At 51.5% G+C, this 20,271-nt stretch carries 18 protein-coding genes, 1 tRNA gene and 1 pseudogene; 15 read left to right on the forward strand and 5 right to left on the reverse strand.

The genetic code is table 11. The features are described from left to right. The 7 genes from M987_RS10060 to dinB all read left to right on the forward strand — a co-directional run bounded on the left by M987_RS10060 (window position 1) and on the right by dinB (window position 5,864). Window positions 1-1,239: an NADH:ubiquinone reductase (Na(+)-transporting) subunit B gene (locus tag M987_RS10060; protein WP_014069017.1), complete on the forward strand. Its 1,239-nt coding sequence runs from the start codon at window positions 1-3 to the stop codon at window positions 1,237-1,239. Next, complete coding sequence (locus M987_RS10065; protein ID WP_014069018.1) at window positions 1,232-2,026, forward strand: Na(+)-translocating NADH-quinone reductase subunit C; 795 nt, start codon at window positions 1,232-1,234, stop codon at window positions 2,024-2,026. Before M987_RS10060 ends, M987_RS10065 begins: the two co-directional genes overlap by 8 nt. Continuing rightward, window positions 2,019-2,657: an NADH:ubiquinone reductase (Na(+)-transporting) subunit D gene (locus M987_RS10070; RefSeq protein ID WP_014069019.1), complete on the forward strand. Its 639-nt coding sequence runs from the start codon at window positions 2,019-2,021 to the stop codon at window positions 2,655-2,657. Before M987_RS10065 ends, M987_RS10070 begins: the two co-directional genes overlap by 8 nt. Window positions 2,658-2,663: 6 nt before the next feature. Beyond that, window positions 2,664-3,260 carry an NADH:ubiquinone reductase (Na(+)-transporting) subunit E gene (gene nqrE / locus M987_RS10075; RefSeq protein WP_014069020.1) on the forward strand — a complete coding sequence of 199 codons (597 nt, stop codon included), beginning with the start codon at window positions 2,664-2,666 and terminating at the stop codon, window positions 3,258-3,260. 10 nt (window positions 3,261-3,270) lie between these two features. Then, the gene (gene nqrF, locus M987_RS10080) at window positions 3,271-4,494 is read left to right on the forward strand and encodes an NADH:ubiquinone reductase (Na(+)-transporting) subunit F (RefSeq protein WP_014069021.1); all 1,224 of its coding nucleotides are present in this window, start codon (window positions 3,271-3,273) and stop codon (window positions 4,492-4,494) included. Window positions 4,495-4,496: 2 nt separating this feature from the next. After that, the gene (nqrM, locus tag M987_RS10085; RefSeq protein WP_014069022.1) at window positions 4,497-4,697 is read left to right on the forward strand and encodes a (Na+)-NQR maturation NqrM; all 201 of its coding nucleotides are present in this window, start codon (window positions 4,497-4,499) and stop codon (window positions 4,695-4,697) included. A gap of 108 nt (window positions 4,698-4,805) precedes the next feature. Next, window positions 4,806-5,864, forward strand: a complete 1,059-nt coding sequence (gene dinB, locus M987_RS10090) for a DNA polymerase IV (RefSeq protein ID WP_014069023.1) — start codon at window positions 4,806-4,808, stop codon at window positions 5,862-5,864. Window positions 5,865-5,918: 54 nt separating this feature from the next. On the opposite strand, the gene pepD is transcribed toward dinB, so the two are convergent. Further along, window positions 5,919-7,376 (reverse strand): cytosol nonspecific dipeptidase, encoded by a 1,458-nt coding sequence (gene pepD, locus M987_RS10095; protein WP_014069024.1) that lies wholly within the window; start codon window positions 7,374-7,376, stop codon window positions 5,919-5,921. Window positions 7,377-7,636: 260 nt separating this feature from the next. Between pepD and gpt the strand changes: the two genes are divergently transcribed. The 3 genes from gpt to crl all read left to right on the forward strand — a co-directional run bounded on the left by gpt (window position 7,637) and on the right by crl (window position 9,905). Further along, on the forward strand, window positions 7,637-8,095 hold the full coding sequence (gene gpt, locus M987_RS10100; RefSeq protein ID WP_010427903.1) for a xanthine phosphoribosyltransferase: 459 nt from the start codon (window positions 7,637-7,639) through the stop codon (window positions 8,093-8,095). Between the two features lie 106 nt (window positions 8,096-8,201). Further along, the gene (gene frsA / locus M987_RS10105; protein WP_014069025.1) at window positions 8,202-9,446 is read left to right on the forward strand and encodes an esterase FrsA; all 1,245 of its coding nucleotides are present in this window, start codon (window positions 8,202-8,204) and stop codon (window positions 9,444-9,446) included. Between the two features lie 57 nt (window positions 9,447-9,503). Then, window positions 9,504-9,905, forward strand: a complete 402-nt coding sequence (crl, locus tag M987_RS10110; protein WP_014069026.1) for a sigma factor-binding protein Crl — start codon at window positions 9,504-9,506, stop codon at window positions 9,903-9,905. 136 nt (window positions 9,906-10,041) lie between these two features. Here crl and phoE read toward each other — a convergent pair whose 3' ends face one another. Further along, window positions 10,042-11,094, reverse strand: coding sequence for a phosphoporin PhoE (gene phoE / locus M987_RS10115; protein ID WP_014069028.1), 1,053 nt, complete (start codon window positions 11,092-11,094; stop codon window positions 10,042-10,044). Window positions 11,095-11,397: 303 nt separating this feature from the next. Here phoE and proB point away from each other — a divergent pair, with 303 nt between their 5' ends. The 5 genes from proB to galE all read left to right on the forward strand — a co-directional run bounded on the left by proB (window position 11,398) and on the right by galE (window position 16,242). Then, entirely contained in the window at window positions 11,398-12,501 is a 1,104-nt protein-coding gene (proB, locus tag M987_RS10120) for a glutamate 5-kinase (protein WP_014069029.1), read from the forward strand. Window positions 12,502-12,512: 11 nt separating this feature from the next. Then, on the forward strand, window positions 12,513-13,766 hold the full coding sequence (gene proA, locus M987_RS10125) for a glutamate-5-semialdehyde dehydrogenase (protein ID WP_014069030.1): 1,254 nt from the start codon (window positions 12,513-12,515) through the stop codon (window positions 13,764-13,766). A gap of 111 nt (window positions 13,767-13,877) precedes the next feature. Next, window positions 13,878-13,953, forward strand: a tRNA-Thr gene (locus M987_RS10130). 267 nt (window positions 13,954-14,220) lie between these two features. Then, window positions 14,221-15,156, forward strand: coding sequence for a glucosamine inositolphosphorylceramide transferase family protein (locus tag M987_RS10135; protein WP_014069031.1), 936 nt, complete (start codon window positions 14,221-14,223; stop codon window positions 15,154-15,156). Window positions 15,157-15,225: 69 nt separating this feature from the next. Beyond that, entirely contained in the window at window positions 15,226-16,242 is a 1,017-nt protein-coding gene (gene galE / locus M987_RS10140; RefSeq protein ID WP_014069032.1) for a UDP-glucose 4-epimerase GalE, read from the forward strand. 74 nt (window positions 16,243-16,316) lie between these two features. Here the strand turns inward: galE and M987_RS10145 are convergent, their stop codons facing one another. The 3 genes and pseudogenes from M987_RS10145 to M987_RS10155 form a co-directional block, all read right to left on the reverse strand. Further along, on the reverse strand, window positions 16,317-17,588 hold the full coding sequence (locus M987_RS10145) for a glycosyltransferase family 4 protein (RefSeq protein ID WP_014069033.1): 1,272 nt from the start codon (window positions 17,586-17,588) through the stop codon (window positions 16,317-16,319). Window positions 17,589-18,428: 840 nt separating this feature from the next. Next, window positions 18,429-19,871: a hypothetical protein gene (locus tag M987_RS10150; protein ID WP_041162190.1), complete on the reverse strand. Its 1,443-nt coding sequence runs from the start codon at window positions 19,869-19,871 to the stop codon at window positions 18,429-18,431. 8 nt (window positions 19,872-19,879) lie between these two features. Next, window positions 19,880-20,271 (reverse strand): annotated as a pseudogene (locus tag M987_RS10155) (hypothetical protein); the annotation flags it as partial.

A 20,271-nucleotide genomic window follows, 5' to 3' on the forward strand; every position in this document is an offset into this window, starting at 1 on the left:
ATGGGCTTAAAACACCTCTTCGAAAAAATGGAGCCGCACTTCTTACAGGGCGGCAAGCTGGAAAAGTACTATCCGCTGTTTGAAGCCACCGCGACCGTTTTCTACACGCCAGGGCTAGTCACGAAAGGCGCTACGCACGTTCGTGACGCCATTGATCTTAAAAGGATGATGATCCTGGTCTGGCTCGCTGTTTTTCCGGCCATGTTCTGGGGCATGTACAACGTCGGCCTGCAAACCATCCCGGCGCTGCATCATCTGTATGATGCGCCGCAGCTGGCACAGGTTATTCAGTCAGACTGGCATTACCGTCTTGCTCAGATGCTGGGCGTGAGCTTTGCCGCGGATGCTGGCTGGATAAGCATGATGACGCTGGGGGCGGTTTTCTTCCTGCCGATTTACCTCACGGTCTTTATCGTCGGTGGGTTCTGGGAAGTCCTGTTTGCCATTATTCGCAAACATGAAATCAACGAAGGTTTCTTTGTCACCTCCATTCTGTTTGCCCTGATTGTGCCGCCAACCTTACCTCTGTGGCAGGCTGCGCTTGGCATCAGCTTCGGGGTGGTGATTGCGAAAGAGATCTTCGGCGGAACCGGGCGCAACTTCCTGAACCCGGCACTGGCGGGGCGCGCATTCCTGTTTTTTGCCTATCCGGCACAAATCTCTGGCGACCTGGTCTGGACGGCAGCAGATGGCTTTTCCGGTGCGACCCCGCTTTCGCAGTGGGCGGCTCGCGGCGGTGAAACGCTGGTGAATAACGCCACGGGGCAACCCGTTACCTGGTTTGATGCCTTTATTGGCAACCTCCCGGGGTCGATTGGTGAAGTCTCTACGCTGATGATTTTGCTCGGTGGGGCCATCATTCTGTTCGGGCGAGTAGCCTCCTGGCGCATCGTGGCGGGTGTGATGCTGGGTATGGTGCTCACTGCCACGCTGTTCAATGTTATCGGCTCTGCCACCAACCCTATGTTCTCTATGCCCTGGTACTGGCATCTGGTTCTGGGGGGCTTTGCTTTTGGCATGATGTTTATGGCAACTGACCCTGTTTCGGCCTCATTCACCGACAAAGGGAAATGGTGCTACGGCGCGCTTATCGGCGTGATGTGTGTATTGATTCGCGTGGTCAACCCGGCGTATCCGGAAGGGATGATGTTGGCCATTTTGTTTGCCAACTTGTTTGCGCCGCTATTCGATTATCTGGTGGTATGCGCCAACATTAAGCGGAGGAAGGCGCGTGGCTGATATCAAAAATAACGACAGCACCGGCAAAACGCTGCTGGTGGTGCTGGTGCTCTGCCTGGTATGCTCCATTGTGGTGGCGGGCTCTGCCGTGGGGTTAAAACCGCTTCAGCAGGAGCAGCGCGCACTGGATAAACAGCGCAACATCCTGGCGGTCGCTGGGCTTATGCAGGACGGGATGAGCGCTGATGAGGTGGCAAAAATCTTTGCTGAACGCATTTCGTCCCGGCTGGTGGATCTCAAAACCGGTGAGCTGCTGGACAGCGACCCAGCCAAATTTAACCAGGCACAGGCACTGAAAGACCCGCAGATGAGCATTGTGCTGGAGGCATCACAAGATCCGGCCGGCATTAAGCGACGCAGCAATCTTGCGGAGATCTATCTGGTACGCGACGAGCAAAAACGCGTGCAGGAGCTGGTGCTGCCGATCTACGGCAACGGCCTGTGGTCGATGATGTATGCCTTTGTTGCGTTAGAGACGGACGGCCGCACGGTGAAAGGCATTACCTATTATGACCAGGGCGAAACGCCGGGACTCGGTGGCGAAATCGAGAACCCTAACTGGCGGGCGCAGTTTATCGGTAAAAAGGTGCTCGACGATAACGGATTACCCGCGCTGAAAGTGATGAAAGGTGCGGCGCGTCCAGGTGATGAGTTCGCAGTGGACGGGCTTTCCGGGGCAACACTCACGTCCAACGGCGTGCAGCACAGTTTTGACTTCTGGATGGGCGAGCTGGGGTTTGGCCCATTCCTGAAAAATGTACGTGAAGGAGCGCTGAACAATGGCTGATGCGGGTGAATTGAAAGAAGTGAAAAAGGTACTCATTGGCCCACTTTTAGCCAATAACCCGATTACGTTGCAGGTGCTTGGCGTCTGTTCAGCACTGGCGGTGACCACCAAACTGGAAACTGCACTGGTGATGACCGTCGCGGTGACGCTGGTCACGGCATTTTCCAGCATGTTTATCTCCATGATCCGCCACCACATTCCGAACAGCGTGAGGATCATCGTGCAGATGGCGATCATTGCGTCGCTGGTGATCGTCGTCGATCAGCTGTTGCGCGCTTTTGCCTATGAAACCTCAAAACAGCTCTCGGTGTTTGTTGGCCTGATCATCACCAACTGTATTGTGATGGGGCGCGCGGAAGCCTACGCCATGAAAATGCCGCCGCTGGCGAGCTTTATGGATGGTATCGGCAACGGCCTGGGTTATGGGGTCATCCTCCTGACGGTAGGCTTCCTGCGTGAGTTAATCGGCAGCGGCAAGCTGTTTGGTATCACGGTGCTGGACACGGTGCAAAATGGCGGCTGGTATCTGCCAAACGGGCTGTTCCTGCTGGCCCCAAGCGCATTTTTCATTATCGGTTTGCTGATCTGGCTGATTCGTACGTTGAAGCCAGAACAGCAGGAAAAGGAGTAACCGACAATGGCTCATTACCTGAGTTTGTTTGTGCGCGCGGTGTTTGTTGAAAACATGGCGCTCGCGTTTTTCCTCGGCATGTGTACGTTCCTTGCGGTGTCCAAGAAGGTGTCGACGGCCTTTGGTCTGGGTGTGGCGGTCACTGTGGTACTCGGATTATCTGTACCGATTAATAATCTGGTGTACAACTTTGTTCTGCGTGATGGCGCGCTGGTTGAGGGGGTCGATCTGAGCTTCCTTAACTTCATCACCTTTATTGGTGTGATTGCGGCACTGGTACAAATACTCGAGATGATCCTCGATAAATACTTCCCGTCGCTTTATAACGCGCTGGGGATCTTCCTGCCGCTGATCGCGGTGAACTGCGCGATATTCGGTGGCGTGTCGTTTATGGTCCAGCGTGATTACAACTTCAGTGAATCCATCGTTTACGGCTTTGGTTCCGGTATTGGCTGGATGCTGGCGATTGTCACCATGGCGGGGATCCGCGAAAAAATGAAATATGCCAACGTGCCCGCAGGATTGCGTGGCTTAGGGATCACCTTTATCACCACCGGGCTGATGGCGCTGGGCTTTATGTCCTTCTCCGGCGTGCAGCTCTGAGGGCTTCGATATGGAAATTATTCTTGGCGTGGTGATGTTCACGCTTATTGTACTGGTACTGTCTGGGCTGATTCTGGCTGCACGCTCTAAGCTGGTGAATGCCGGGGACGTCATTATTGATATTAATGATGAGCCGCAGAACCAGATCCGCACTCCAGCGGGTGACAAGCTGCTTAACACGCTTTCGGGTAACGGGATATTTGTCTCCTCGGCCTGTGGCGGCGGTGGCTCCTGTGGGCAATGCCGTGTGACGGTGAAAGAGGGCGGCGGAGACATTCTGCCAACTGAACTGGCGCATATCACGAAGCGTGAAGCGAAAGAGGGCTGCCGCCTGGCCTGTCAGGTTGCGGTGCGCCAGAACATGAAAATTGAGCTGCCGGAAGAGATTTTCGGCGTCAAAAAATGGGATTGTGAGGTTATCTCTAACGATAACAAAGCCACTTTCATTAAAGAGCTGAAACTGCGCGTGCCGGATGGGGAAGATGTACCCTTCCGCGCAGGTGGATATATCCAGATTGAGTGCCCGGCGCACACCGTTGCTTACGCCGATTTCGACGTGCCGGATGAATACCGCGCCGACTGGGATAAATTCAATCTCTTCCGCTTTGTGTCTGAGGTCAACGAGCCGACGTTGCGCGCTTACTCTATGGCGAACTACCCGGAAGAGAAGGGCATCATTATGCTCAACGTGCGTATTGCTACGCCACCACCGTCTGTGCCGGATGCACCGCCGGGTATGATGTCGTCGTATATATGGTCCCTTAAGCCAGGCGACAAAGTGACGATCTCCGGTCCGTTCGGTGAGTTCTTTGCCAAAGATACCGACGCAGAAATGGTCTTTATTGGCGGCGGTGCCGGTATGGCCCCTATGCGCTCGCACATCTTTGACCAGCTCAAACGTCTTAGCAGCAAGCGTAAAATAAGCTTCTGGTACGGGGCACGCTCCCTGCGCGAAATGTTCTATGACGACGAGTTCGAACAGCTGGCACGTGAAAACCCTAACTTTACCTTCCACGTGGCGCTGTCTGACCCGCAGCCGGAAGATAACTGGACGGGCTATACGGGCTTCATCCACAACGTTCTCTATGAGCACTATCTGAAGCAGCACGCTGCACCGGAAGATTGCGAGTTCTATATGTGTGGTCCACCGATGATGAACGCCGCCGTGATTAAGATGCTTAAAGATCTTGGCGTCGAAGATGAGAACATCATGCTGGATGACTTTGGAGGCTGATGATGTTGACGTTTCTGGCAACCTTTTTGGTGTTTGTGCTGGTGGTTCTTGGCATGTCGCTGGGCTGGATACTTAAGCGCAAAAGCATTCAGGGCAGCTGTGGCGGTATCTCTTCCCTGGGAATGGAAAAAGTCTGCGATTGCCCGGAGCCGTGCGACGCACGGAAAAAAAGAATGGCCCGCGAACAGCAACGCATTATTTAAGTTTTTGTCGGCCGGGTAAGGCGAGGCCGCCGCCCGGCGTTCTTACATCCACTTCTCAATCCTCACAAGTTTACTGTATACTTATCCAGTGATGAGTGAGGGCTTACTATGCGCAAAATAATCCATGTGGATATGGACTGTTTTTTTGCCGCAGTGGAGATGCGTGACAACCCAGCGCTGCGGGATATCCCTATCGCTATTGGCGGTAGCCGCGTCCAGCGCGGTGTGATCAGCACCGCCAATTATCCTGCGCGCAAATTCGGCGTACGCAGCGCCATGCCCACGGCGATGGCGCTGAAGCTCTGCCCACATCTCACCCTTCTGCCTGGGCGGTTTGAGGCCTACAAAGAGGCATCCGTCCATATCCGGGAAATCTTCTCCCGGTACACGTCGCTGATTGAGCCGCTATCGCTGGATGAGGCCTATCTGGATGTCACTGACAGCGTCCACTGTCACGGCTCCGCCACGCTGATGGCACAGGAGATCCGCCAGACTATTGCCCGTGAGCTGAACTTAACGGCATCGGCAGGCGTTGCGCCGGTGAAGTTCCTCGCAAAAATCGCCTCAGACCTGAATAAACCAAATGGCCAGTACGTCATCACCCCGGATGACGTTCCGGCCTTTTTAAAAACATTGCCGCTTGGGAAAATACCCGGTGTCGGGAAAGTCTCCGCCGCGAAGCTGGAAAGCATGGGGCTGCGAACCTGCGAAGATGTGCAGCGCAGCGATCTCGCCATGCTGCTTAAGCGTTTCGGGAAGTTTGGCCGTGTCCTGTGGGAGCGCAGCCAGGGAATTGATGAGCGAAGCGTGAATAACGAGCGACTGCGTAAATCCGTTGGCGTGGAACGGACGCTGATTGAAGATATTCATGACTGGGCTGAATGCGAGGCCATTATTACCGGGCAACTTTACCCGGAGCTGGAGCGACGCCTTGCAAAGGTGAAACCAGACCTGTTGATTGCCCGTCAGGGGATCAAACTCAAGTTCAATGATTTTCAGCAAACCACCCAGGAGCACGTCTGGCCGCGCCTGAATAAAGACGATCTTATCGCGACGGCTAAAAAAGCCTGGGAAGAACGGCGGGGTGGAAGAGGGGTTCGGCTGGTGGGATTACACGTTACGCTGCTGGATCCGCAGTTAGAGCGACAGCTGGTATTGGGATTGTAAAAAAGCCCGGTAGCGCTATGCTTGCCGGGCTTGTCTCACTTTGTGATGAGGATTTTACTTCGCAGGAATTGCTTTCAGCAGTTCCGTCAGCAGGGTCCAGTAGTGGCCTACGCTTTCGATATGAACCTGCTCATCCGGGGAGTGTGGCCCGGTGATGGTTGGCCCGATAGACACCATATCCATGTCCGGATACGGTTTTTTGAACAGACCACATTCCAGACCTGCGTGGATCACCTGAATGTTCGGGGTGCTGTTGAACAGACGCTGGTAAGTTTCACGCACCAGAGCCATTACCGGTGAGCTTGCATCCGGCTGCCAGCCTGGGTAGCTACCTTTAGCGGATGTTGTCGCACCAGCCAGTTTGCCCAGAGATTCCAGCATACTGACAACGTACTCTTTACCGCTGTCGATAAGTGAACGGATCAGGCAGATGATTTCTGCGCTGTCGTCGCTCATGGTCACAACGCCCACGTTCAGAGAGGTTTCTACAACGCCTTTTGCGACGTCAGAGTTGCGAATCACACCGTTTGGTGTGGCATTCAGCAACTGAATAAAGCTGTCGCGAGACTGTGCAGTCAGAGCGGCTTTATCTGTCGATACCGATTCCAGAACCACGGTCAGGTTTTTCTCTTTAACGGACAGCTCGTTTTTCAGGATATCCAGATAAACGCTGGAGAGCTTTTTCAGCTCGTCTGCTTTTGCTGCCGGCACCGCTACAGTAGTAAACGCTTCTCGCGGGATTGCGTTACGCAGCGTACCGCCGTTGAAATCAACCAGACGCAGGTCCAGCTCAGCCGCGTGGCCAGCCAGGAAGCGCGCCAGCAGTTTGTTGGCGTTACCCAGACCTAAGTGAATATCGCCACCAGAGTGGCCCCCTTTCAGGCCTTTCAGCGTCAGCTTGAAGGTCTGGAAACCAGCAGGAATCGCTTCACGGGACAGCGGCAGCGTGGAGATGAAATCGATCCCGCCTGCACAACCCATGTAGATCTCGCCTTCTTCTTCGGAGTCGGTGTTGATCAGGATATCCGCTTGCAGCCAGTTAGCTTGCAGACCAAACGCACCGTCCATACCGGCTTCTTCGGTCATGGTCAGCAGCACTTCCAGTGGACCGTGCTCAACGCTGTCGTCTGCCAGCACAGCCAGGGCAGATGCCATGCCAATACCGTTATCCGCACCCAGCGTGGTGCCGCGTGCTTTTACCCAGTCGCCGTCGATATAAGGCTGGATAGGATCTTTAGTGAAGTCGTGAACGGTATCGTTGTTTTTCTGTGGAACCATGTCCAGGTGCGCTTGCAGCACAACCGGTTTACGGTTTTCCATGCCTGCGGTTGCAGCTTTGCGGATCAGAATGTTGCCAACCTGGTCGCGTTCGGTGTGCAGACCTTTTTCTTTCGCCCAGCCAATAATGTGTTCGGCAAGCTGTTCTTCATGGTAGGACGGGTGTGGAATGGAACAGATTTTGGCAAAAATATCCCACAGCGGCTGTGGAGATAATTGAGACAGTTCAGACACGATAAGTCTCCTTGTCGATGCTCTGCAAACATTGATGCAGGTCACAGGGTTAGCAGGTTAATAGTTACCACAAGTCAGGCTTGCGAGATGCAACTGAGAATACCACTTTCTCTGGTTGCTGGTAGCATAAAGCATGTAAAAACTCGGGCTCAGGGCGCTAAACACTGGTTTTTAGTGCGTCAGATCTCTATAATCTCGCGCAACCTATTTCCCCCTTGAACACTTTTTAAGCCGTATACAAACAGGCTGGGACACTTCACATGAGCGAAAAATACGTCGTCACCTGGGACATGTTGCAGATTCACGCACGCAAACTGGCTGCGCGTCTGATGCCTTCCGAGCAGTGGAAAGGCATTATTGCCGTTAGCCGTGGTGGTCTGGTGCCGGGCGCACTGCTGGCACGTGAGCTGGGTATTCGTCATGTCGATACCGTATGTATCTCCAGCTATGATCATGACAACCAGCGTGAACTGACCGTGCTGAAACGCGCCGAAGGCGACGGTGAAGGCTTCATCGTTATTGACGATCTGGTCGATACCGGCGGTACTGCGGTTGCGATCCGCGAAATGTATCCTAAAGCACACTTCGTCACTATCTTTGCGAAACCTGCTGGCCGTCCGCTGGTGGATGATTACGTGATTGATATCCCTCAGGATACCTGGATTGAGCAGCCGTGGGATATGGGCGTGGTCTTCGTTCCACCTATCTCTGGTCGTTAATTCCTGCGCGAAATTATTTTAACGCCCGGAAATGCCGGGCGTTGTTTTTTTTAGCTTGTGGCGAGTTACAATAGTCTCTATACGATGTATTCATGGAGGCAATGCAATGACGCAGGCAAATCTTAGCGAAACGCTATTCAAACCCCGCTTTAAACACCCTGAAACGTCGACGCTGGTGCGCCGGTTTAACCAGGGCGCTATGCCTTCAGTACAGTCTGCATTAGACGGCAAAAATGTGCCTCACTGGTATCGAATGATTAACCGCCTGATGTGGATCTGGCGCGGAATCGATCCCCGCGAAATCCTCGACGTGCAGGCGCGTATCGTGATGAGCGACGCCGAACGGACTGACAGCGAACTCTACGACACCGTGGTCGGTTATCGTGGCGGAAACTGGATTTACGAATGGGCTAAACAGGCGATGCTCTGGCAACAGAAGGCCAGCCAGGAAGAGGATGCCACTCTGAGCGGCCAGCACTGGCTCCATGCAGCCAACCTCTACAGCATTGCTGCTTACCCCCATCTGAAAGGCGACGAACTGGCCGAACAAGCGCAGGCGCTTGCAAACCGTGCTTATGAAGAAGCTGCCCAGCGTTTGCCGGTCCGGATGCGTGAACTGGAGTTCACTATCCCGGGAGGCGCCCCCGTGACCGGGTTCCTGCATATGCCTGATGGCGAAGATCCATTCCCTGTCGTGTTAATGTGCGGTGGTCTGGATTCACTTCAGACTGACTATTACAGCCTTTTTGAGCGCTACTTTGCACCAAAAGGGATCGCGATGTTAACACTTGATATGCCGTCTATTGGCTTCTCCTCTAAATGGAAACTGACCCAGGATTCGAGCCTGTTGCACCAGCACGCGTTAAAAGCGCTGGAGAATATCCCGTGGGTTGACCACACCAGAGTGGCCGCTTTCGGTTTCCGCTTTGGCGCGAACGTTGCGGTGCGTCTGGCTTATCTTGAATCTTCTCGTCTTAAAGCTGTTGCCTGTCTTGGCCCGGTGGTTCATGCGCTTTTAAGTGAGCCTGCTCGTCAGGGGAGCGTACCGGAAATGTATCTGGACGTACTGGCCAGCCGACTTGGTATGCATGATGCATCTGATGAAGCGCTGCGCGTTGAACTGAATCGTTACTCATTAAAAATGCAGGGCTTGCTGGGAAGGCGTTGTCCGACGCCGATGCTGTCCGGTTTCTGGAAAAACGATCCGTTCAGCCCGGAAGAAGAGTCGCGCTTAATCACATCGTCATCTGCGGATGGCAAACTGCTTGAGGTGCCGTTCAGCCCGGTGTATCAGAATTTTGACAAAGCGCTAAAAGAGATTACGCGCTGGATCACGCAGAGATTGTGTTAAGAGATTGCTAAATTTTGATGGTTTGGTAAAACAGTGGCTTCACAAAAGGAGATCGCAATGACGTTACCGAGTGGACACCCGAAAAGTAGACTGATTAAGAAGTTCATGGCTCTTGGCCCGTATATTCGAGAAGAGCAGTGTGAAGAGAATCGCTTTTTTTTCGACTGCCTGGCTGTATGCGTCAATGTGAAGCCTGCACCCGAAAAACGTGAATTCTGGGGCTGGTGGATGGAAATGGAAGCCGAGGAAAAACGTTTTACTTACAGCTATCAGTTTGGTCTGTTTAATAAAGACGGTAACTGGCAAGTTGCGCCAATCAAAGATCAGGAAGTGATCGATCGCCTGGAGTACACGCTGAAAGAGTACCTCGGCAAGGCAAGCGCATTGCTGGCGACGCTGGATCTGAAGCTTGAACCCGCGGATGACTTTTCCAGCGAAGCGGTGAAGCTAACGGCTTGATGATGAAACAGTGCCGGGTGGTGGCTTCGCCTTACCCGGCCTACAAAATGCACGATATCGTAGGCCCGGTAAGCGTAGCGCCACCGGGCAAATAAAAAAAAACCGGCTTTTAGCCGGTTTTTTTATTTCTACATTATTAGAACTGGTAAGTCATACCCAGCGCAACGATGTCGTCGCTGCTCAGACCCAGTTTGTTATTGTCATCCAGTTGGTTGATTTTATAATCAACAAACGCTGACATATTTTTGTTGAAATAATAGGTCGCGCCCACATCGATATATTTCACGAGATCTTCGTCGCCGATACCTTCAATATCTTTGCCTTTAGACTGTACATAGCCCAGGGACGGACGCAGACCAAAATCAAACTGGTATTGCGCAACTACTTCGAAGTTCTGCGCTTTATTCGCAAAACCACCGGAAATTGGGGTCATGTTGCGGGTTTCGGAGTACATGGTCGCCAGGTAAATATTGTTGGCGTCATATTTCAGACCGGTTGCCCAGGCTTCCGCTTTGTCACCCTGACCACGGGTCAGCAGGTTCTGGTCATTGGTACGGTCAGAGTTGGTGTACGCGCCGCTGATGGCGAAGTCGCTGCCACCGAAGTCATACGTTACAGAAGTACCGAAACCGTCGCCGTTCTGTTTTTTGGCATCACGGTTTTCGTTTTTACCCTGGTATTGCAGGGTCACATCCAGGCCATCAACCGCGCCGAAGAAGTCGGTGTTACGGTAGGTTGCCAGGCCGCTGGAACGCTTGGTCATGAAGTTATCGGTCTGAGCAGAAGAGTCGCCGCCGAATTCAGGGAACATATCTGTCCAGGCTTCAACGTCGTACAGGGCGCCCAGGTTACGACCGTAGTCGAAGGAGCCGAAGTTTTTCAGTTTCAGACCAGCAAACGCCAGACGGGTTTTCTGCGAAGAATCGCTCTCTGCTTTGTTACCAGAAAACTCAGCTTCCCAACGACCGTAACCGGTCAGCTGATCGTTGATCTGAGTTTCACCTTTGAAGCCGAAACGTACGTAAGTCTGGTCACCATCTTTAGAGGCATCATCACTGATATAGTGCATGGCTTTTACTTTGCCGTACACATCCAGTTTATTGCCATCTTTATTATAAACTTCGGCTGCGTGTACAGATGCGGAAGCAACAACGCCCATTACCACTAATGCCAGAATACTCTTTTTCATTTTCAATCCTGAGTTTTATAAACGCGCTAAAATTCGCTGAGCAATGAACACCTGTTCTTGCCCCGTGAAAAACAGGAAGGGTTTTAACGTTCTGGAATTAAAGTTTTATGACAATTTGAGAATTAATTTAAAAAACTGTGATTTATTATTTCAGTAATAAAATTGTCAAAATCTGCCGCTACGCTTACTGATCCCGCGCAACAAAGTGTTCCACATTGTGCGAAGGCAGTTGGCAACGGGGCTGAGTCCTGCTAAAACGTTCGTTTGACATCATTTTCCCTTATTGTTGAACGGCAGAGAATCATGAGTGACAGCCAGACGCTGGTGGTAAAACTCGGTACCAGTGTTTTAACAGGCGGATCGCGCCGCCTAAATCGCGCCCACATTGTTGAGCTTGTACGTCAGTGCGCTCAGTTACATGCCGCAGGGCATCGAATTGTGATTGTGACTTCCGGGGCAATTGCTGCCGGGCGTGAACACCTGGGCTACCCCGAACTCCCCGCGACGATAGCATCCAAGCAGTTGCTGGCCGCCGTGGGACAAAGCCGACTCATTCAACTCTGGGAACAACTGTTTTCTATTTACGGCATTCACGTCGGCCAGATGTTGCTGACGCGTGCGGATATGGAAGACAGAGAACGCTTCCTGAACGCCCGCGATACGCTGCGTGCGTTGCTCGACAACAATATCGTTCCCGTCATTAACGAAAACGACGCCGTCGCGACCGCTGAAATCAAAGTGGGCGATAACGATAACCTTTCAGCGCTGGCCGCCATTCTGGCCGGGGCGGATAAATTGCTGCTGCTGACCGATCAGCAAGGGCTGTTTACCGCAGACCCGCGTAATAATCCAGACGCTAAGCTGATAACCGATGTTCACGGTATTGATGATGCGCTACGTGCCATCGCCGGGGATAGCGTGTCTGGCCTTGGTACCGGTGGTATGGGGACCAAACTGCAAGCGGCAGACGTCGCATGTCGTGCAGGCATCGACACCGTTATCGCGGCCGGTAGCCGTCCTGGCGTGATTGGCGATGTGATGGAAGGCCTCTCTGTAGGGACGCGCTTCCACGCGCAGGAATCGCCACTGGAAAACCGTAAGCGCTGGATTTTTGGTGCGCCTCCGGCTGGTGAAATCACCGTGGATGAAGGGGCGACCTCCGCAATTCTGGAAAGAGGGAGTTCATTACTTCCAAAAGGAATTAAAAGCGTGACAGGTAACTTCTCCCGTGGTGAAGTGATTCGTATCCGCAACCTTGCAGGTCGCGACATCGCGCACGGTGTCAGTCGCTATAACAGCGATGCGCTGCGCCGTATTGCCGGGCACCATTCTCAGCAGATCGATGCGATCCTGGGCTATGAATATGGCCCGGTTGCCGTGCATCGCGATGACATGATTATTCGTTAAGGAGCCTGAACATGCTGGAACAAATGGGCGCAGCTGCGAAAGCCGCCTCGTACAAACTGGCGCTCCTTTCCAGCCGCGAGAAAAACCGTGTGCTGGAAAAAATCGCTGATTATCTGGAATCGCAGTCTGCTGACATTCTGCGTGCCAACGAACAGGATTTAGCTGAAGCCCGTGAAAACGGGCTGAGCGAAGCTATGCTCGACCGCCTGGCGCTGACGCCGGCACGCCTGAAAGGCATCGCTGACGATGTGCGTCAGGTGTGCAACCTGGCTGACCCGGTAGGGCAGGTGATTGATGGCGGGCTGCTCGACAGCGGTTTACGTCTTGAGCGCCGTCGCGTGCCGCTCGGCGTGATCGGTGTTATCTATGAAGCGCGTCCGAACGTGACCGTGGATGTAGCTTCTCTGTGCCTGAAAACCGGCAACGCGGCCATCCTGCGCGGCGGAAAAGAGACCTGGCGCACCAACGCGGCAACGGTAAAAGTCATCCAGCAGGCGCTGGAAGAGTGCGGTTTACCCGCAGGCGCTGTTCAGGCCATCGAAAGCCCGGATCGCGCCCTGGTGAATGAAATGCTGCGTATGGACAAATACATCGACATGCTGATCCCTCGCGGTGGTGCGGGCCTGCACAAACTGTGCCGTGAGCAGTCGACGATCCCGGTTATCACCGGCGGTATCGGTGTGTGTCATATCGTTGTAGACGACAGCGCCGAAATTGAACCGGCGCTGAAAATCATCGTGAATGCGAAAACGCAGCGTCCAAGCACCTGTAACACGGTCGAAACGCTGCTGGTTCATCAGGGGATTGCGGATGCCTTCCTGCCTGCTTTGAGCAAGCAGATGGCGGACAGTGGCGTAACGTTGCACGCCGAAGCGAATGCTCTGGCGTTGCTGAAAGAGGGCCCTGCGACAGTGGTTCCGGTAAAAGCAGAGCAGTATGACGATGAGTTCCTGTCGCTGGATCTGAACGTGAAGGTAGTGGCCGATCTTGATGACGCCATTGCGCACATCCGTGAACACGGTACGCAGCACTCTGACGCAATCCTGACCCGCACGCTGCGCAATGCCGACCGCTTTGTGAACGAAGTGGATTCATCTGCGGTATACGTGAATGCTTCAACCCGCTTCACCGATGGCGGCCAGTTCGGTCTGGGCGCTGAAGTTGCCGTAAGTACCCAGAAGCTGCACGCGCGCGGCCCGATGGGGCTTGAAGCACTGACCACCTACAAGTGGATCGGTTTCGGTGATGATACGATTCGTGCGTAAATAAGCGTGGGTGGTGCAAAAATAGCCGTTTGATTCGCAAGGCCATTGACGCACCACCCTGTTAGATCTACTCTTTTGCCCCGTGGTTACGCTCGTAACCGGCCTTTCAGGGCCGATATAGCTCAGTTGGTAGAGCAGCGCATTCGTAATGCGAAGGTCGTAGGTTCGACTCCTATTATCGGCACCATTCTAAAGCCCCCACTTACAGTCACTCACCAATATATTCAACACGCTGTAACCCGTAATGCCCCTTTACAGTGCATTTCTTCAACCATACCGATAATGCCATTGTCATAAAGCATCCCTAAGAGCAACCCCACGCTGGCGCTGTCACGTCCCGACATCTATTTTTACCATTGGACAAAAAATGAACTGACGACTATGTTTTAAAATGGCTGTTAATGTTGGCGTACAAGAACCACCTATAGCGAAACGGATAAAGGTGCAGGCGCGAATGCAAGCTAAAGCAAAACGATTGATTAAATCCCTTTTTTTCCATGAAACCTGGGATATTTTGATTGCTAAAAATAACCGTTCACATGCATTTCCTGCTAACACTCTGGACATTCTGAGTCATGCCAGGACTAAACAGCTTAAAAAGAAATATACGTTTCAGGCCGATCCTTTCATTATTGAAAAAGACGATAAAGTTTACGTTTTTTATGAAGCGATGAACTTTCGGGATTCGCAGGGAACATTACGCTGCCGGATACTGAATGCCGAACTTGATGAGCTTGAAGATGTAAAACTCGAAGGGTTCGATAACATAAAGTGCCATTTATCATTTCCTTTTTTATATCAAAGTGATGATAAGCTTTTCATGATCCCTGAATCATCAGAAAGAAAAGAGGTTATTTTATTCGAGTCCACGGATTTCCCTGTGCACTGGCGCCAGGTCAAGGTTTTAATCTCTGATATCGCCTTAACGGATAACATTCTTTTTGAATTGAATGGAGTTTTGTATCTGGCATCCACTACGATGGATGATGAACTGGTTATCCATACAGCCAATGATATTACGGGGCCGTGGCAAAAAATAACCCCAGAGCTACACATTTCGAATCCGTATCATCGCGGGGCAGGCGCACCTTGCAGGGTAAATGGCAAAACGTACTTCTTTACTCAGGAGTGCACCCCGGAAAGCTATGGTAAGTCAGTTTATATAAAAGAGTTAGTCACGCTTAACGCTCACAGCTTTGTTGAGAATCTTATTGAACAGATAAATTCTGGCATCAATCAGAGCGATGGCGTGCATACGTTGAACTTCACAGATAACTTCATTGTATATGATAGTAAAATCAATAAATTCAGTCTTTTTTCAGCGCTGAAAAAAGTTAACTATAAATTGAAGGTTAAATCCAGAAAAAACGCGCTTGCAGGGTGGCGTTAATATAATCCGTTAATATCAGTAGCATTGGTAAATCAATAGTTGTTTACACCAAATATATTTGGAGACTGTATGGCAATTCTTGTTACTGGTGGAGCTGGCTACATTGGTTCACATACCGTTTTGACTCTCCTGGAGAGAGGGGATGACGTTGTTGTCATCGATAACCTCTCGAATTCCTCACAAAAATCCCTGGACCGGGTCGCAGAGCTGACCGGGAAAAAGCCTGTGGTTTATATTGATAACATACTGAACAGAGACGCGCTGAAAACCATATTCTCCAGCCATAACATCACCGATGTTATTCATTTTGCTGGATTAAAATCGGTCTCCGAGTCAATCAAAGAACCGCTTGCCTATTATGAAAATAATGTCACGGGTACCCAGGTTTTACTCAATGAGATGTTAGCGGCTGGGGTGAAGCACTTTATTTTCAGTTCTTCCGCTACGGTGTACGGTAACCCGGAAAAAATTCCGTTAAGTGAACAATCCCGGACAGGTGACTGCACTAACCCGTACGGCACGTCAAAATTGATGGTTGAAAAGATTCTGGCGGATTTCTCACGCGCACAGCCCCAGTTCCGCATTACCTGTTTGCGTTATTTTAACCCTGTTGGCGCGCATCCCTCAGGCAGAATTGGCGAAGATCCTGGTGGTATCCCTAACAATCTGGTTCCTTATATTTCCCAGGTGGCAATTGGGAAGCTGGGGAGCGTGTCGGTATACGGCAATGACTATCCAACCCCAGACGGTACAGGTGTGCGTGATTACATTCATGTGATGGATCTGGCAACCGGCCATTTAGCGGCGCTGGATTCCGTGGATAAAGGTGCGGCATATAAGATCATTAATCTCGGCACCGGTATCGGTTATTCCGTTATTAATCTTATTGAAGCCTTTGAAAAAGCGTCACAAAAGAAGATCAGCTATAAGATTGTCGGAAGAAGGCCGGGAGATATTGCTGAGTGTTGGTCTGACCCGTCTCTGGCACGTAAAGAGCTGGGTTGGGTGGCGACCCACAGTCTTGATGAGATGATGCGTGACACGTGGAACTGGCAAAAAAATAATCCTGATGGCTATAACGTGTAATGCTTAGCAGCAAGGAGTCTGGTTTCCAGGTTCCTTGCTGCTACTGTCTGCCGCAACGCCCCCCACAGGTCTGCTCATACCAGTGGTCTTTCAGAGTTGTTCGCGAGCACCAGGCTGCCAGGTCTAAAATCTGGCTGCGGACTGCTCAGAAGTTCTGTATACAACGTCATTAATGAATCCATATGTTTGTTCAGGGAGTACACTTCACTCAAACGCCTGCGCCCCTGCAAGCCCATATTCCGCGCTTTCTCCTGACAATCGGCCAGTGTATCCATCGCATTTGCCAGATCTTGTGCATTGCCGGGTTCAAATAAGATCCCTTCAATCCCGTCACGAATTTGTTCAGGGATCCCACCAATCCGCGACCCAATCACCGGTTTACCCAAAGACATCGCTTCTAACACCGCCATAGAGCAGTTCTCATTGCATTCCGAAGGCAGGATCACCGCCCGGGCTCGCTGAATAAGCGAATTGAGCGCATCACCTTGTTGGATATACCCTAAAAACTCAGCCTCCGGGTACTGAGCAACCAGCTCGTCATACAACGGGCCATTGCCCACTATTTTCAGCGGGGTCTTATTCTTCATTTTCTGATGCGCCGCCAGCAATGTTGCCACGCCTTTTTCATGGCTCAGGCGGCCAAAGTACAGCATATAGCCGTCATCACTCACGTCCTCAACGGGATGGCTATTATCAACGCCATTTACGATCACATCGATACGCGAATCAGGCAGAGTACGCAGTAACACGCCACGTAAAAAGGCGCTGGGTGAAACAATCACATCCAGAGCCTGGTAATTTTGGGCAATATATTGCCAGGTCGCCTCTAACGAGAGCAGCAAGCTCTTTGAGGCAGAACCGCCCTGGCATTTATACCTAAAAGCATTGAATACCGACCCGGTGATACAGGCATCACAGACCTTACCCTCGCGCAGCATAGAGTAGGCGGGGCACACAATCTTATAGTCGTGCGCAGTCAGCACCGTCTTGCAGCCAAAATTGCGCGCCACTTTGATAAGCGACGGTGTCATCTGGTGGTAAATGTTATGGAAGTGGACGATATCCGGTCGCTCTTTTTCCAGTAGTGCCTGCATCTTTTTACAGGCCCGGCTGTTGTGAATAAAATTTACCGCCGTTTTGAGCCCCCCAATCAGATTACTCTCCTGATGGTAATCGACATTGCTGATGAAATAATCCGAATAATCAGAAGGGATGTTTTTTTCATGCTGCATGGAGAAATCAATCACCTGGACACCCGCCTGTTTCAGCATGGTGCGCTCCTGAAAATAAACGGTTTCCGCACCGCCTTTGATAAAAAAGAACTTATTCACTAATAAAATTTTCATTGCGCTTGCCTTGATTGTTCGTAAACAATTTTATTGTTTTGTGGACTTAGCGGATCGTGTACAGGATATATCATCCATTTAACACACCGCCCCAGAAAGTACAGCTAAGTTCATACGCTTTGTAAGTCGTACGACAACGACCGATTCTGAATTATTTCAACCACATAAAGACAAATAATGGCAAAAAAGCGATTTCGAAAATCTCAAATGTAAAATGATATTCTTAATGACCACCCCATAATTGTTTCAGGGGAAATTCATTCGATTTCTATATATTTATTGAACAGGTATACAGCAACGATGTCATCATCCGTATTCGACTGTCCAAACGGCTACGCTTCCTGCATATAATAAGCAACATACCAATAACGGCAGGCTTACACAACAGTATACACAAAGAGGTGGCGTCCAGATTCGAGGTATAGCGCGGCTTGCTTAGCATAAGAGCGCCGAATTAGTGCGGCGGGTGATGTTTCATGCGGGGCAGGTGGCTGAATAACCACACTTTTTATAAATAATGCATGATATATTTTTAGCCCTGATGTGAACGTAATTTTTTGTAATTATTCGGCATGGAAAAACATATCTAACTTGTTAGGGGGATAGTTGATAATGAAAATGTATTAGCATCTAACCTGTTTATAATACTCTTTATCCCTTCAATTAAGCCTGTCAGTATAAAAGCCTCTCGTTATAATCAATTATTACGCCTGGAAATAGTACTTTCAGGTGATGGAAAATTTATGACGAGAAATTACGCCTGTCCACTTTTAATTTCTAGATAAAACATCCCCATTCTTACAAATGGGGATGTTTAATTTAAACACCTTTATCCCGACATCACGCCGTCATAAACGCATCCAGATCATCCGCATTTTTAATGATTTTATCGTTTTCAACGCCATGTGCCTGTGCAAGCGTGATGCTTGCTTCCAGCAGCTGACGGTTATTTTCGACATTAAAGGCCGCCGCCGTCAGTTCGCCCAGGGCGGCAAATTCAGACAAGATACGGTTAAGTACTTGTTGTTCGATAGCATCTAACCGGCGGGCAAATTCATCCATGCGTGCCTGCAACGCCTGACGCGCTTTACCGTCCAGGCTTTTGGCCACGGTGACCATAAACTTCCCGGAAATCGAACCAATGAGCGCCCCCAGCACCGGCACGGGGATCAACGCCTGTCCCGCGACGGTCATGGCACCGACGATGGCCGACTCCGCGCAGACGATAAGCCCAAGGTCGGTGAACTCATCCAGACCAATCTCCCCGCGCTGATAAGAGTGCGCAAGGCTTGCCACACCTTTAGTCGCGGTGACCAACGCGCTGGCGAAAGGGGCGCCCATCGACGCGTAGTTGGTCAGGGTATAAATCGCCCCGGCGGATATGCCACCGATAGCCGCACCTTTCAGCGAGTCCAGTCCAACGTCCTGCCAGTCCTGAGCATCAAAGTCGCCACGAAAGATATTTTTGCCGTCGCGGTATTTACGGTATATCCCGGTGCCGAGCGCAAAGGCGCCACCCACCGCGGCCCCCATTGCCGTTGCGCGCATCCCTTCGGCCAGCGAAGGCTGATGGTCATCGATGATCTCAGCGCGTTTCGCGTCGTTTTGTTTGGCCAGCTCCTGATCGTGCTTGTCGAGCGTCTCGTCGATTTTACCCAACTGCACATCCTTGTAATCAGAGACCCCCGGACGCACCACGTCGGCAAAAAGACGTTGCGTTTGCCTTTCAATTTCATCGACTTTTGCTTTAATCGCCTCAATTGTGCTCGATTTAAGTTCTTCTACGGGTTTGCCGTCGAGAACGTCCTGAATCTCCTGCCAGGTATCTTTTGGAATATGATAGAACGACCCATCCTTGCCGAAATTGGGGTAGGTTTCCATGTGCTTCAGGACATGCATCAGGTTATTGTTGGTGCCGTTAATGAATTTGGACTGAACATCCAGGCCATCAATCAGATAATCTTGCGGCGCGGTGCGGCCCACTCCCTCAAATGTGGCGCGAAAGGTGGAGGCATCCTGTAGCCTCTCTTCAATAGCCTGCTCCGAATTACGCACGGCCACCTCAACCTGCTCGGCAATTTCGCCATGTTTGGTGCTCATGCTGCCGAGAATATTGCCCGGCGAGGCGACAAAATCACGCGCCTTTTGCATCACTTCACGAGCCAGATCAAACGCAATATCCTGTCGAGAGAGCGTTAAAATCTCATCGTTAATACGCGCCTGGTTGAGGGCATTTACCGCACTCCCGATGAGCTGATCGCTCACCGGAGTATGACGTTTCATCCCGTCCATCACTGGATTTTCTTGTTGATCAGTTTTGACAAAGCATTGATATGGTTGATCAATGCACCCAGTTGCTCTCTCTGATTCGCATTGAACTGGCTGAAGTCACGCGGGGCGGTTTTTTCCAGTACATCCACGATACCTTCAGTGCCCTGATAATGTTCCGAGGTCAGCGTTTTCAGTTCTTCGGCGCTGCGTTCCACGATGCGCAGTTTTGAGGTTTGCGAACGCACTTCGCGCTCTTCGGTCTGAGCCTGGTCGATGATTTTGCCGTTTTTACGGCGTGCCAGTAAGGTACCACCCGCAATACCCACCGCACCGATCCCCCAGCCGACCGGCCCTGCGAGCGCCAGCAGCGCACTTCCAGCAGACATCCCGCCGCCGCCCGCCGCGAGCGCAC

This window comes from Enterobacter soli ATCC BAA-2102 (assembly GCF_001654845.1).
Classification (GTDB): Bacteria; Pseudomonadota; Gammaproteobacteria; order Enterobacterales; family Enterobacteriaceae; genus Enterobacter; species Enterobacter soli.

Coding starts and splice junctions, on each gene's coding strand:
- M987_RS10060 (WP_014069017.1), top strand. CDS start 1: ATGGGCTTAAAACACCTCTTCGAAAAAATGGAGCCGCACTTCTTACAG.
- M987_RS10070 (WP_014069019.1), top strand. CDS start 2,019: ATGGCTGATGCGGGTGAATTGAAAGAAGTGAAAAAGGTACTCATTGGC.
- nqrE (WP_014069020.1), top strand. CDS start 2,664: ATGGCTCATTACCTGAGTTTGTTTGTGCGCGCGGTGTTTGTTGAAAAC.
- nqrF (WP_014069021.1), top strand. CDS start 3,271: ATGGAAATTATTCTTGGCGTGGTGATGTTCACGCTTATTGTACTGGTA.
- nqrM (WP_014069022.1), top strand. CDS start 4,497: ATGTTGACGTTTCTGGCAACCTTTTTGGTGTTTGTGCTGGTGGTTCTT.
- dinB (WP_014069023.1), top strand. CDS start 4,806: ATGCGCAAAATAATCCATGTGGATATGGACTGTTTTTTTGCCGCAGTG.
- gpt (WP_010427903.1), top strand. CDS start 7,637: ATGAGCGAAAAATACGTCGTCACCTGGGACATGTTGCAGATTCACGCA.
- frsA (WP_014069025.1), top strand. CDS start 8,202: ATGACGCAGGCAAATCTTAGCGAAACGCTATTCAAACCCCGCTTTAAA.
- crl (WP_014069026.1), top strand. CDS start 9,504: ATGACGTTACCGAGTGGACACCCGAAAAGTAGACTGATTAAGAAGTTC.
- phoE (WP_014069028.1), bottom strand. CDS start 11,094: ATGAAAAAGAGTATTCTGGCATTAGTGGTAATGGGCGTTGTTGCTTCC.
- proB (WP_014069029.1), top strand. CDS start 11,398: ATGAGTGACAGCCAGACGCTGGTGGTAAAACTCGGTACCAGTGTTTTA.
- proA (WP_014069030.1), top strand. CDS start 12,513: ATGCTGGAACAAATGGGCGCAGCTGCGAAAGCCGCCTCGTACAAACTG.
- M987_RS10135 (WP_014069031.1), top strand. CDS start 14,221: ATGCAAGCTAAAGCAAAACGATTGATTAAATCCCTTTTTTTCCATGAA.
- galE (WP_014069032.1), top strand. CDS start 15,226: ATGGCAATTCTTGTTACTGGTGGAGCTGGCTACATTGGTTCACATACC.
- M987_RS10145 (WP_014069033.1), bottom strand. CDS start 17,588: ATGAAAATTTTATTAGTGAATAAGTTCTTTTTTATCAAAGGCGGTGCG.
- M987_RS10150 (WP_041162190.1), bottom strand. CDS start 19,871: ATGAAACGTCATACTCCGGTGAGCGATCAGCTCATCGGGAGTGCGGTA.